This is a genomic window from Aeromonas sp. EERV15, assembly GCF_900079845.1.
GTDB lineage: Bacteria > Pseudomonadota > Gammaproteobacteria > Enterobacterales > Aeromonadaceae > Aeromonas > Aeromonas sobria.
On sequence record NZ_FKKY02000014.1, the window covers coordinates 12,867 to 26,171 of the forward strand.

Annotated in this window: 7 protein-coding genes; all 7 read left to right on the plus strand. The window is 61.0% G+C overall.

The window, feature by feature from the left end; all coding sequences use genetic code 11:
- Positions 1-282: 282 nt before the first annotated feature.
- The 7 genes from ygfK (at position 283) to BN4575_RS13330 (ending at position 13,202) form a co-directional block, all read left to right on the plus strand.
- A complete protein-coding gene (ygfK, locus tag BN4575_RS13300) occupies positions 283-3,393 on the plus strand; it encodes a putative selenate reductase subunit YgfK (RefSeq protein WP_068978515.1) in 3,111 nt (1,036 codons plus the stop codon).
- Between the two features lie 24 nt (positions 3,394-3,417).
- Entirely contained in the window at positions 3,418-4,746 is a 1,329-nt protein-coding gene (gene ssnA, locus BN4575_RS13305) for a putative aminohydrolase SsnA (protein WP_068978516.1), read from the plus strand.
- A gap of 80 nt (positions 4,747-4,826) precedes the next feature.
- Entirely contained in the window at positions 4,827-5,603 is a 777-nt protein-coding gene (gene ygfM / locus BN4575_RS13310) for a molybdopterin-dependent oxidoreductase FAD-binding subunit (RefSeq protein ID WP_068978517.1), read from the plus strand.
- Complete coding sequence (locus BN4575_RS13315; RefSeq protein WP_218060774.1) at positions 5,600-8,479, plus strand: molybdopterin-dependent oxidoreductase Mo/Fe-S-binding subunit; 2,880 nt, start codon at positions 5,600-5,602, stop codon at positions 8,477-8,479. Before ygfM ends, BN4575_RS13315 begins: the two co-directional genes overlap by 4 nt.
- A 123-nt stretch (positions 8,480-8,602) precedes the next feature.
- Entirely contained in the window at positions 8,603-10,132 is a 1,530-nt protein-coding gene (locus BN4575_RS13320; protein ID WP_068978518.1) for a nucleobase:cation symporter-2 family protein, read from the plus strand.
- Positions 10,133-10,184: 52 nt separating this feature from the next.
- Positions 10,185-11,501, plus strand: coding sequence for a guanine deaminase (gene guaD, locus BN4575_RS13325; protein WP_068978519.1), 1,317 nt, complete (start codon positions 10,185-10,187; stop codon positions 11,499-11,501).
- A 399-nt stretch (positions 11,502-11,900) separates the two neighbouring features.
- Positions 11,901-13,202 (plus strand): NCS2 family permease, encoded by a 1,302-nt coding sequence (locus BN4575_RS13330; protein ID WP_223290139.1) that lies wholly within the window; start codon positions 11,901-11,903, stop codon positions 13,200-13,202.
- Positions 13,203-13,305 lie beyond the last annotated feature (103 nt).

Genomic DNA, 13,305 nt, shown 5'->3' on the forward strand with positions numbered 1-13,305 from the left:
TCAAAGTGATATTTCTCTCGCTTTAGTTGATAGGGCGAGCTCTTTTTAAGCCGCTGGCTGAATAAATTCTTGAGTGATTGATAACTACTCGCAATACCCATAATGGTGGCATCATAAATCCCCCTCATTAATTGGAGCTGCCTCACGCTTTTACCCTAAAAAATAGGTTTGTAACTGGTGTGGCCTGATAGTTGCTCCTCTCCTTGCCAAGGGGTAAAGCCCGTGCGGGATACCCCATTTATTCATGCTGCCAATGGGCAGAACAGCTGCAAGGAGATAGCCATGGGCGATATTATGCGACCCGTTCCGTTCAAGAACCTGCTGACCCGTATTTTCGCGGAATATAAAGAGAGTCAGAGCATTTTCGGTATTCCCGCCGCGCAATTTTATCGCAAGCAGGACGAGCGCAAGATCACGGTGTTCGGTGAAACCTGCGAAACCCCCATCGGCCCGGCGGCTGGCCCCCATACCCAGCTGGCCCAGAACATCGTCACCTCCTGGCTGACCGGCGGGCGCTTTATCGAGCTCAAGACGGTGCAGATCCTGGACCGTCTCGAACTGGCAAAGCCCTGCATCGATGCCGAGGATGAGTGCTTCAACACCGAGTGGTCCACCGAGTTCACCCTGCCCAAGGCGTTCGACGAGTACCTGAAAGCCTGGTTTGCCCTCTATCTGCTGGAGGAGGTGTTTGACCCCCGTCTGGAGGGGGAGGCCAAGTCTTTCATCTTCAATATGAGCGTCGGGTACAACCTCGATGGCATCAAACAGCCGCCGATGCAGCAGTTCATCCACAGCCTGAAGGATGCAAGCACCAGTCCGAACTTTGCCGAGTACCAGCAGGTGGTGCGCGAACTGGTGGCCGACGAGCAGTTTATCGCCGAGCTGGGACTGGCTGGCCGCCGCGATCGTTTGCAACAACTGGCGGATCGCATTCCAGCCGATATGGTGCACGGCCTCACCCTCTCCACCATGCACGGCTGCCCGCCCAACGAGATCGAGGCCATCTGCCGCTACATGCTGGAAGAGAAGGGGCTCAACACCTTCGTTAAACTCAACCCGACCCTGCTGGGCTACCCGCGGGTGCGCGAGATCCTCGACACCTGCGGCTTTGATTACATTGGTCTCAGCGAAGAGTCGTTCGATCACGACCTCAAGCTGGATCAGGCCAAGGCTATGCTGGCCCGCCTGATGGCGCTGGGGGTCGAGAAGGGGCTCACCTTCGGGGTCAAGCTCACCAACACCCTCGGCACCATCAACCGTAAAGGGGCGCTGCCCGGCGATGAGATGTATATGTCCGGCCGTGCGCTGTTCCCGCTCTCCATTAACGTAGCGGCCGTACTCTCCCGCGCCTTCGATGGCAAGCTGCCCATCTCCTACTCCGGTGGCGCCAGCAAGTTCAATATCGCGGAGATCTTCGAGACCGGCATTCGCCCCATCACCATGGCCACCGACCTGCTCAAGCCGGGTGGCTACCTGCGCCAGATTGAGTGCCTCAAAGAGATCGACTCGTCGGGCAGCTGGGGCATGAGTCAGGTGGATGTGGCCAAGCTGGAGGCGCTGGCCGCCAAGGCCCTCACCATGGATTACACCCAGAAGGAGTGGAAGTCCGACGATCGTATCGAAGTGGGCGGCGGTCTGCCGCTGACCGACTGCTACGTCGCGCCGTGTGTGACCGCGTGCGCCGTGCATCAGGATATCCCCGAGTACATTCGCCTGATGGGCGAGGGTGAATACGTGGCTGCCCTTGAGCTGATTTATCAGCGCAACGCCTTGCCCGCCATCACTGGCCATATCTGTGATCACCAGTGCCAGTACAACTGTACTCGTCTGGATTACGACAGTCCGCTCAATATCCGCGAGCTGAAAAAAGTGGCGCTGGAGCGCGGCTGGGAAGGGTACAAGGCCCGCTGGCACAAACCGGCAGGCAGTGGTGACAAGCACCCGGTTGCGGTGATTGGCGCAGGCCCTGCCGGTCTCTCCGCCGGTTACTTCCTGGCCCGTGCCGGTCACCCGGTCACCGTGTTCGAGCGCGAAGCGGATGCCGGTGGCGTGGTCAAGCACATCATCCCCGAGTTCCGCATTCCGGCCGAGCTCATCCAGCATGACATCGACTTTGTCGCCGCCCACGGGGTCAAGTTCGAGTTTGGCTGCGATCCGGCGCTCACCGTCGACAAGCTGCACGCCCAGGGCTTTACCTATGTCTTCGTTGGCATCGGTGCCGACAAGAATGGCGGCATGCGTCTCGATGGGGGTCATGATCGGGTCTACAAGTCCTTCAACTTCCTGCGCAGCTTCAATCAGGGCAAACCGCTGCCGCTGGGCCGCCATGTGGCGGTGATCGGCGCTGGCAACACCGCCATGGATTGCGCCCGCGCCGCCCTCAAGGTGCCGGGAGTGAGCGATGTCACCGTGATCTACCGTCGCAGCGAAAAAGAGATGCCCGCCTATCGCGAGGAGGTTCTGGAAGCGGTGGAGGATGGGGTGCGTTTCTGCTTCCTCACCAATCCGGAGCGCTTTGACAAAGATGGCAAGCTTGTCGTGCGGATGATGGCGCTGGGGGATCCTGACGAGCAGGGGCGCCGCCGTCCGGTACCCACCGAGCAGACCGAAGTGATGCAGATGGATGCGCTGATCACCGCCATCGGCGAGCAGCCAGACTGTGAAGTATTGAAAGCCATGGGCATTCCCTTGGGCAGCGATGGCTGGCCCGAGGTGGATAGCCAGACCGGCGAGACCAGCCGTCGCAACGTCTTCCTGATTGGTGATGTGCAAAGCGGCCCGTCCTCTATCGTCGGTGCCATCGGGGGTGCCCGCCGCGCCGCGGATCTGGTGCTCTCCCGCGAACATATTGCTGACAGTCAGGCTGAGGTTTCAATCCAGCCGTCGGGCAAGGATGAGATCTACCGCCGCAAGGGGAGCATCGCCGTCACCATGGTCGACAAGAGCGAGCGGGAGGCCTTTGTGGCGCAAGAGGCGCACCGCTGCCTCGAGTGCAACTACCTCTGCAGCAAGTGCGTGGATGTCTGCCCCAACCGGGCCAACGTCGCCATTGCGGTACCGGGCTTCAAGGATCAGTTCCAGACCCTGCACCTGGATGCCTACTGCAACGAGTGCGGCAACTGCGCCCAGTTCTGCCCATGGCAGGGTAAGCCCTATCAGGACAAGGTCACCATCTTTAGCCTCTCCGAGGACTTCGACAACAGCCGCAACCCCGGTTTCTATCTGGCGGATGGCGGTGAGCTGCGGGTGCGTCAGGGTGGCGAGACCTACCGTCTCACTATCGATGCGCAGAGCCGGATCAAGGATGCCCCCGAGGCCCTTGGCGACATGTGCCGCATCATCAGCCATGTCCACGCCCATCACCACTACCTGCTGGGGGCCGTCGAGGTCTGAGCGAAAGGATAGAAGGAGCAAACCATGTTTATTCTGAAAAACGTCACCGCCGTCCAGCTGGAGCCGACCCGGGTGCTGGAAGGGGTGGATATCGCCATCGAAGGGACGCTTATCAAAGCGGTGGGGCCCAATCTGCGGGCCCTCTACCCGGAGGCCAACTATCGGGAGATGGGGGGCAAGCTGGTGATGCCGGGCATCGTCTGTGCCCATAACCACTTCTACTCCGGCCTGTCGCGGGGGATCATGGCCAATATCGCCCCCTGCCCGGATTTTATCTCCACCTTGAAAAACCTCTGGTGGCGGCTCGATCGGGCCCTCGATGAGGAGTCCCTCTACTACAGCGGCCTTATCTGCTCGCTGGAAGCGATCAAGAGCGGTTGCAGCGCGGTGATCGACCACCACGCCTCGCCCAACTTCATCAAGGGCTCCCTCAACGTGCTGCGCAAAGGGTTTATGGAGGCGGGTCTGCGCGGCATGACCTGCTTCGAGACCACGGATCGCAACGGCGGCCTCGCCGAGCTGCAGGCCGGGGTAGAGGAGAACATCCTGTTCGCCCAGCAGATCGATGCCGCCAAGGCCAAGGGGAGTGAACCTTATCTGGTGGAGGCCCATATCGGCGCCCACGCCCCCTTTACCGTGCCCGACGAGGGGCTGGCCATGCTGCGCGAAGCGGTGCAGGTGACCGGTCGTGGTCTGCATATCCATGTGGCGGAAGACCGCTACGACATGGCTCACGGCCACCACCACTATGGCAAGGAGCCCATCGCCCGGTTGGACGAGTTTGGCCTTATCGACAGCAAGAGCCTGATCGCCCACGGCATCTTCCTGAGCCCGGCCGACATCGAGCTGCTCAACAGCCGCGATGCCTTCCTGGTGCACAACGCCCGCTCCAACATGAACAACCACGTGGGCTACAACATGCATCTACCGGAGTACCGCAATCTGGCGCTCGGCACCGACGGCATCGGCTCCGACATGCTCGAAGAGCTCAAGTTCGCCTATTTCAAGCACAAGGATGCTGGCGGGGCGCTGTGGCCCGACAGCTTTGCCCGCTTCCTGTGGAACGGCAACACCTTGCTGGAGCGCAACTTCGGCGCCAAGTTTGGCCGCCTGGAGCCGGGCTACAAGGCCGACCTCACCATCTGCGACTACGACGCGCCGACCCCGCTGGCGCCGCGCAACCTCGGTGGCCATCTCGCCTTCGGCATGGGATCTGCCAGCGTCAACAGCGTGATGGTGGAGGGGCGCATGGTCTATCAGGACCGCGAGTTCCCGTTCGATGTTGCGCCTATTTATGAGCAGGCCCGCAAGGTGGCGAGCCGCCTGTGGCAACGGATGGATCAGCTGGCCTAAGGCCACCTTCCACAGTTTTAGACCGGATTGCCCGCCCTGTGGATCTCCCCGGCGGCGGGCAGCAAGAGTAAGGACGACACATGATTGAGCAATTCTTCCGACCCGAGCAACTGGGTCAGGCTTTGGAACTCAAGGCCAGCTTCGGCAACGACGCTGTCTACATGGGGGGCGGCAGCAAGCTTAACGCCGCCCCGACCCGCACCGACAAGAAGGTCGCCATCTCGCTGGACAAGTTGGGGCTTGGCCAGATTGAGCAGCAGCACGGTCAGCTCCATATCGGCGCCACCGTCACCCTGCAGACCTTGAAAGATGATCCCCGCACCCCGGCCGCCCTGTGCGAGGCGCTGGGGTTTGTCTACTCCCGCCATCTGCGCAATCAGGCCACCATCGGCGGCGAACTTGCCTGCCAGCAGCAGGACTCCCCCTTGCTGCCGGTGCTGCTGGTACTCGAAGCCGTGGTAGTGCTGGAAAACAACCTGCTGCAACCCATCGACGCCTATCTGGCGGGGCAGCGCAATGCCCTGGTGCTGGGGATTGTGTTGCCGGAGCCTGAACTGCGCTGCGCCACTCGCCGCATCAGCCGCAACGCCGATGGCTTGGCGGTGATGACCGCCGCTGTGGCCCTCGACAGCATTGGCGAGATGCGGGTAGCCGTCGCTGGCGTTACTCCGCAGCCGATGCGTCTGCGGGATCTGGAGCGCCGCGAACTGCACGGTGCCGCGCTGGAAGCCGCCGTGAGCGAGCTGATTGCGCCCCGTGAAGATCTGGCGGGCAGCATAAGTTACAAGCGGTATATCACCGGCGTGGTAGTGGCGGATCTGCTGGTGGATTGCCAGCAGCAGGAGGTGCAAGCATGATGGAACTCAACTTTACCCTGAACGGTGCCCTGCGCACCGTCATCTGCAAGGCCGGTGACAATGCCCAGCGGGTGCTGTTCAACCAGTGCCGGATGCACTCGGTGCGCAACAGTGACGACGGCTTCGGTTTTGCCGGCTCCGACGCCATTCTCTTCAATGGCAAGGTGATCAACGCCTCCCTGCTGATCGCCGCGCAGCTGGATGGATCAGAGGTGCGCACCGCCGAGTCGCTGGGCAGCTGGAACCAGCTCAGTCTGGTGCAGCAGGCGATGGTGGATGTGGGGGTGGTGCAGTCCGGCTACAACGATCCGGCCGCCGCGCTCATCGTCACTGAGCTGCTTGATCGCCATCCCGAGCCTACCCGTGATCAAATCGACGATGCCCTCTCGGGCCTCTTTCACCGCGATGGCGGTTATCAGCAGTTCTATCAGGCCATCGAGCTCGCTTGCTCACGGATGAAGGATCCCGATTACCTGTGCCAGATCGCCCCGGAGTTTCGCGACGATCTGCGCCATATCGGCAAGAGCTGCCCGAAAGTGGACGCCGCCAAGATGGTGCAGGCCAAGCCCTGCTATGTGGAGGATCGGGTTACCGAGGATGCACTGATCATCAAGATGCTGCGCAGTCCCCATCCCCATGCGGTGATCACCAAACTCGATGTGAGTCGCGCCGAAGCGCTGCCGGGCGTCGTGCATGTCATCACCCACCTCAACTGCCCGGATGTGTTTTACACCCCGGGTGGACAGAGTGCTCCCGAGCCATCACCGCTCGATCGCCGTATGTTCAGCCGCAAGGTGCGTCACGTCGGTGATCGGGTGGCCGCCGTGGTGGCCGAGAGCGAAGCGGTCGCGCTGGCGGCCCTCAAACTCATCGAGGTCGAGTATCAGGTATTGCCTGCGGTCATGAACATCGACGAGGCGATGGCCCCCAATGCACCGCTGGTGCATGACGAGCCCATCATCTACATGGCCGGTGCGCCTGCAGATCTTGAGCAGCAGAACGTCTGCTCGGTGCGTCGCGGCGACGAGCACATGATCATCAACTTCCCCATCGGCTCACGCCCGCACGAGAACCTGGCGGCCAGCGTCCATGGCCAGATTGGTGACGTAGTAACAGGCTTTGCCGAGGCGGACGAGATTGTCGAGCGTACCTACGAATCGACCCAGGCCCAGCAGTGCCCAACCGAGCCGCACATCTGCTTCACCTACATGGATGGGGATCGTCTGGTCATTCACGCCTCCACTCAGGTGCCCTGGCACGTGCGCCGTCAGGTGGCGCGCATTGTCGGCATGAAACAGCATCAGGTGCATGTGATCAAGGAGCGGGTAGGGGGCGGCTTTGGTTCCAAGCAGGATATCCTGCTGGAAGAGGTGTGCGCCTGGGCGACCAAGGTCACCGGCCGTCCGGTCACCTTCCGCTACACCCGTGAAGAGGAGTTCATCAGCAACACCTCCCGCCATGTGGCCAAGGTGAAGGTGAAAGTGGGGGCCAAAAAAGATGGCACCATCACCGCCATCGAGATGGATTTTCGCGCCAACACCGGCCCTTACGGCAACCACTCATTGACTGTGCCGAGTAACGGCCCGGCGCTCTCTTTGCCGCTCTATCCGTGCGACAACGTGCGCTTTACCGTCAACACCTACTACAGCAACATCTGTCCAACTGGCGCCTATCAGGGCTACGGCGCGCCCAAGGGTAACTTCGCGCTGACCATGGCCATTGCCGAACTGGCGGAGAAACTGGGTATCGATCAGCTCGACATGGTGGAGCACAACCGGGTGCACGAAGGGGACATCCTCAAGGTGCTGGGTGCCATCGGCGAGGGCAAGATGCCAACTTCTGTGCCCCACGCAGCCAGTTGCGCTCTTGAGCCAATCCTCAAACAGGGGCGCGAGTTGATTGCCTGGGATAGCCCGAAACCCGCCGACGGGGATTGGCGCATCGGTCGTGGCGTCGCCATCATCATGCAAAAATCGGGGATCCCTGATATCGATCAGGCCAACTGCATGGTCAAACTGGAATCGGACGGCACCTTTATCGTCCACTCCGGTGGCGCCGATATCGGTACCGGCCTCGATACCGTGGTGGCCAAGCTGACCGCCGAAGTGCTCGGTTGCCCGCTCAGCGATGTGCATGTGATCTCTGGTGACACCGATCACGCCCTGTTCGACAAGGGGGCCTACGCCTCGTCCGGTACCTGCTTCTCCGGCAACGCGGCCAAGATGGCGGCTGAAAACCTCAAGGCGAAGATCTTGTTCCACGGCGCCGCCATGCTGGGCGAACCGGTGGAGGATGTGGAGCTGGTTCACCCGGGCATAGTGCGCGGCAAGCTGGGGGAGGTCTCTCTTGCCAAGATTGCTCACAAGTCAGAGACCGGCACCGGTTTTGGCATTCTGGTGGGCACCGCCAGCTACATCACCTCGGAGCTCGCCTTCCCGTATGGGGCCAACTTCGCCGAGGTGGCGGTCAACGTCAGAACCGGCCAGATCCGCCTCGACAAGTTCTATGCCCTGCTCGACTGCGGCACCCCCATCAACCCGGAACTGGCCCTCGGCCAGATCTACGGGGCGACCATGCGGGCCATCGGCCACACCATGACCGAGGAGATCTGCTACGACAGCAAGGGCATCCCGCTCACCCGGGACCTGAAGAGCTATGGCGCGCCCAAGATTGGCGACATTCCCCGCGACTTCCGGGCCTTCCTGGTACCGAGTGACGATAAGGTCGGCCCTTACGGCGCCAAGTCCATCTCGGAGATCGGGGTGAACGGCGCCGCGCCCGCCATCGCCACCGCCATCCACGACGCCTGCGGTGTCTGGCTGCGCAAGTGGCACTTCACGCCGGAGCAGATCCTGCGCGAACTGGGCAAGCTGTAGTCACAACAGAGGCAGAGACCGGCAGGGAGAGCAAGCTCCCCCTGCCGGATCAACCCGGGTCACTGTGGGGTGTGATGCGCCGGGGTTATTGGATCGTTTTCGATACGCCGGGAGTAATGAAGGATGTCTAAGAAATCGCGCAAGGACTCTGATCTTATCTACGCCTTGGAAGATAAGCCCCCCTTTGGCCAGTCGCTGGTCGGGGCTGTGACCCATCTACTGGCCATACTGGTTCCCATGGTTGCTCCGGCCCTGATCGTCGGGGCCGCCCTTAATCTTTCCCAAGAGATCACCACCTATCTGGTCTCTATGTCGATGATCGCCTCTGGCATCGGCACCTGGTTGCAAGTTCATCGTTACGGGCCAATTGGCTCGGGCCTCCTTTCCATTCAGTCGGTCAACTTCTCGTTCGTCACCGTGATGATCTCGATCGGGACCGCCATGGGAAAGGAGGGGATCGACGAAGCCCAGATCATCTCCTCGTTGATGGGGATCTCCTTCGTCGGAGCCTTTCTGGTAATGGGGGCATCGTTCGTGCTGCCCTATCTGACCCGGGTCATCACCCCCACAGTGAGCGGTATTGTGGTGCTGATGATCGGTCTGTGTCTCATCAAGGTCGGCATCATCGATTTTGCTGGCGGGATGGCGGCCAAGAGCAGCGGTACCTTCGGTAACTATGAAAATCTCGGTGTCGGTTTACTGGTGTTGGCAGTCGTCATCGGTTTTAACTGCTGCAAGAGCCCCCTGCTGCGTATGGGGGGGATCGCCATCGGCTTGCTGGTGGGCTATCTGGTCTCCATGATGCTGGGGATGGTGGACTTTTCTGTCTTGCAGGGGTTGCCCCTGATCACCGTGCCCATGTTGTTCAAATATGGTTTCTCCTTTGATTTCGGTGCCTTTCTGGTGGCGGGCACCATCTATCTGCTGAGCGTGCTGGAAGCGGTCGGGGCGCTGACCGCTACCGCCATGGTCTCTCATCGTCCGGTGGAGGGGGAGGAGTACACTCGCCGCCTCTCCGGTGGGGTGCTGGCCGATGGTTTGGTATCGGTGATCGCCTCGGCGCTGGGTTCCCTGCCGCTCACTACCTTCTCCCAGAATAACGGGGTGATCCAGATGACCGGGGTCGCCTCCCGTCATGTGGGCAAATTTATCGCCATGATCCTGGTGATCATGGGCATCTTCCCGGTGGTGGGGCGCTTTTTTACCACCATTCCATCACCCGTCCTCGGCGGGGCCATGACGCTGATGTTCTCGATGATCGCCATCGCGGGGTGCCGGATCATCATGACCCACGGCATGGATCGGCGGGAGACCCTGATTGTCGCCACCTCGCTGGGGCTTGGGCTTGGTGTCTCCTATGACCCGAGTGTTTTCAGGGTGCTGCCCGATGCCCTCTATGTCTTGGTGGAAAACCCCATCTGCGCCGGCGGCATCACCGCCATCATCATGAACCTGGTGCTGCCCCAGAGCCGCAGGCGCAAGGCGGCTGCCAAGGATGCCGAGGCGGTGGAGGTTATCCAGCTGAGCGACAAACCGGATGTGATCTTTACCGCCCGCAGCGCGAGCCAGCCATCGGCAAGCAAGGGTGAGCCACAGGGTTCACCAGAGCACGTGCCCGGGCAAGCGGTGGCGCCACAAGTGGAACGGATCTGACGGTTAAACCGGCAAAAAACGTCAACAGAACAAGAAAAACAGGGAAACGGTTATGAAAAACGACAACTCTGTCAAAGCGGTGCGCGGCAGCTTCTTCGATATCACCCGGGTGGTGGATCAGCCCGAGGAGATTGAGGCCAATGCCCGTCTTATCGAGGATGGTCTGCTGATCATTCGCAACGGCTGCATCGACTGGTTCGGTCAGTGGGAGGAGGGCAAGGATCGCATTCCGGCCGAGGTGCGGGTGCGGGATTATCGCGGCAAGATGATAGTGCCCGGCTTTGTCGATACCCACATTCACTATCCCCAGAGCGAGATGGTAGGGGCCTATGGCGAGCAACTGCTGGAGTGGCTCAACCGCCACACCTTCCCGGCCGAGCGGCGCTACAACGATCTCGAATATGCCCGCGAGATGTCCACCTTCTTTATCAAACAGCTGCTGCGAAACGGCACCACCACGGCGCTGGTGTTCGGCACCGTTCACCCCGAGTCGGTGGATGCGCTGTTCGAGGCGGCCAGTCGCATCAATATGCGGATGATCGCGGGCAAGGTGATGATGGATCGCAATGCCCCCGATTATCTGCTCGATACCGCCGAGAGCAGCTATGTGCAGAGCAAGCAGCTTATCGAGCGCTGGCACGGCAACGGTCGACTACTCTATGCCATCACACCACGATTTGCACCCACCTCGACACCCGAGCAGCTGGCGATGGCGCGGCGACTGCGTGAAGAGTTTCCCACCACCTATCTGCACACCCATCTGTGCGAGAACAAGGACGAGATCGCCTGGGTCAAATCCCTGTTCCCGGCGCACAAGGGCTATCTCGATGTCTATCACCAGCATGGCCTTACCGGCCACAACTGCGTCTTTGCCCACTGCGTCCATCTGGAAGAGCAGGAGTGGGATTGCCTGAAGGAGACCGGCTCCACCATCGCCTTTTGCCCCACTTCCAACCTCTATCTCGGCAGTGGCCTGTTCAAGCTGCACAAGGCGTGGCGCAAGCAGATAAAGGTGGGGATGGGCACCGACATCGGCGCCGGCACCACCTTCAACATGCTGCAGACCCTCAACGAGGCCTACAAGGTGATGCAGTTGCAGGGGGAGCGGCTCTCGGCCTATCAGGCCTTCTATCTGGCCACTCTGGGCGGCGCCCATTCGCTGGGGCTGGACGAGAAGATCGGCAGCTTTGCGGTGGGCAAGGAGGCGGATTTCGTGGTGCTCGACCCGGTTGCCACCCCGCTGCAGCAGCTGCGTTATGACAACTCCACCACCCTGCGGGACAAGCTCTTTGTGTTGCTGACCCTGGGGGATGACAGATCCATCTACCGCACCTATGTGGATGGCCAACTGGTACACGAACGGGGGTAGGGGCTGGAGGGGGCTGCCGCGGCGCAGCCCCAAAGCATACGGCGGCTGGCGTACCCCACGGGGCGCCAGTTATGCCGCACGACAGGGGATCTCCCCGCAATAGAACGTGAAATGGCCCGGTTTTTTTGACCAGCAAGGCAAACGTTTGAGTCAAGGCTGCCTGCCCTGGTCTGTCTGTCGCACTCTCTGCCGCCCTCGCCTGTTTTTCACACCAGACTGGCGCTCGGCAGACCCGCAGATCCTGTCGCCATTTCGTCATGGAACATTCAGGCGCGTGTGAAGGAGTTGGGTATGACCCAAGCAAACAGCAGGACAAACAGCGTGGAACAGCTGGCCAATGATGACGCCAGCAACAGCGCACCAAAGCAACAACCGCTCACGGCTCTTGATCGCTACTTTATGATCAGCGAGCGGGGCAGCAATATCAGGCAGGAGGTACTGGCAGGCCTCACCACCTTCCTTGCCATGGTCTACTCGGTGATCGTGGTGCCGAGCATGCTCGGCAAGGCGGGCTTTCCTCCCGCTGCCGTGTTTGTCGCCACCTGTCTGGTGGCAGGTTTTGGTTCGCTCTTGATGGGGCTCTGGGCCAAGTTGCCGATGGCCATCGGCTGCGCCATCTCGCTGACCGCCTTTACCGCCTTCAGTCTGGTGCTGGGGCAGCAGATCCCCATTCCAGTGGCCCTCGGCGCCGTCTTCCTGATGGGGGTAATCTTTACCGCCATCTCGGTGACCGGGGTGCGTAGCTGGATCCTCGACAACCTGCCGATGGGGATTGCCCACGGCACCGGCATCGGGATCGGTCTCTTCTTGCTGCTCATCGCTGCCAACGGGGTGGGGCTGGTGATCAAGAACCCGCTGGAGGGGCTGCCGGTAGCGCTGGGGGCCTTTACCTCCATGCCGGTCATCATGTCCCTGATCGGTCTTGCGGTGATCTTCGGGCTGGAGAAGCTGAAAGTACCGGGGGGGATCCTGCTGGTGATCATCGCCATCTCCATCTTCGGTCTTATCTTCGATCCGGCGGTGAAGTACCAGGGGCTGTTCGCCCTGCCGAGCCTCTCGGACGAGCAGGGCAAGTCCCTCATCTTCACTCTGGATATCATGGGGGCTCTCTCGCCGCTGGTGCTGCCAAGTGTGCTGGCGCTGGTGATGACGGCGGTGTTTGATGCCACCGGCACCATCCGTGCAGTAGCGGGGCAGGCCAACCTGCTCGATAAAGATGGTCACATCATCAACAGCGGCAAGGCCCTCAGTGCCGACTCGGTCAGCAGCATCTTCTCCAGTCTGGTGGGGGCGGCGCCTGCTGCCGTCTATATCGAATCGGCGGCGGGCACGGCGGCGGGGGGCAAAACCGGCCTGACCGCGACTGTGGTCGGCGGCCTGTTCCTGCTGATGCTGTTCCTCTCGCCGCTCTCCTATCTGGTGCCGGCCTATGCCACCGCACCGGCCCTGATGTATGTGGGGCTGTTGATGCTGAGCAACGTCACCAAGCTCGACTTCGATGACTTTGTCGGGGCCATGTCCGGGCTGGTGTGCGCGGTCTTTATTGTGCTCACCTGCAATATCGTCACCGGCATCATGCTCGGCTTCAGCTCGCTGGTGATCGGCCGCATCTGCTCGAAGGAGTGGCACAAGCTTAATCTGGGCACCGTCATCATCGCCCTGGCGCTGGTGCTATTTTATGCCGGGGGCTGGGCTATTTAGGGATAACCCGCCCGCTTGGGGCCGCGCTGGCGGCCCCATTTTTTATGCTTGTTGTTTTTTTATGTCTGCGGCGCTCAGCCCGCCCACGCTGGCTATCACGTCT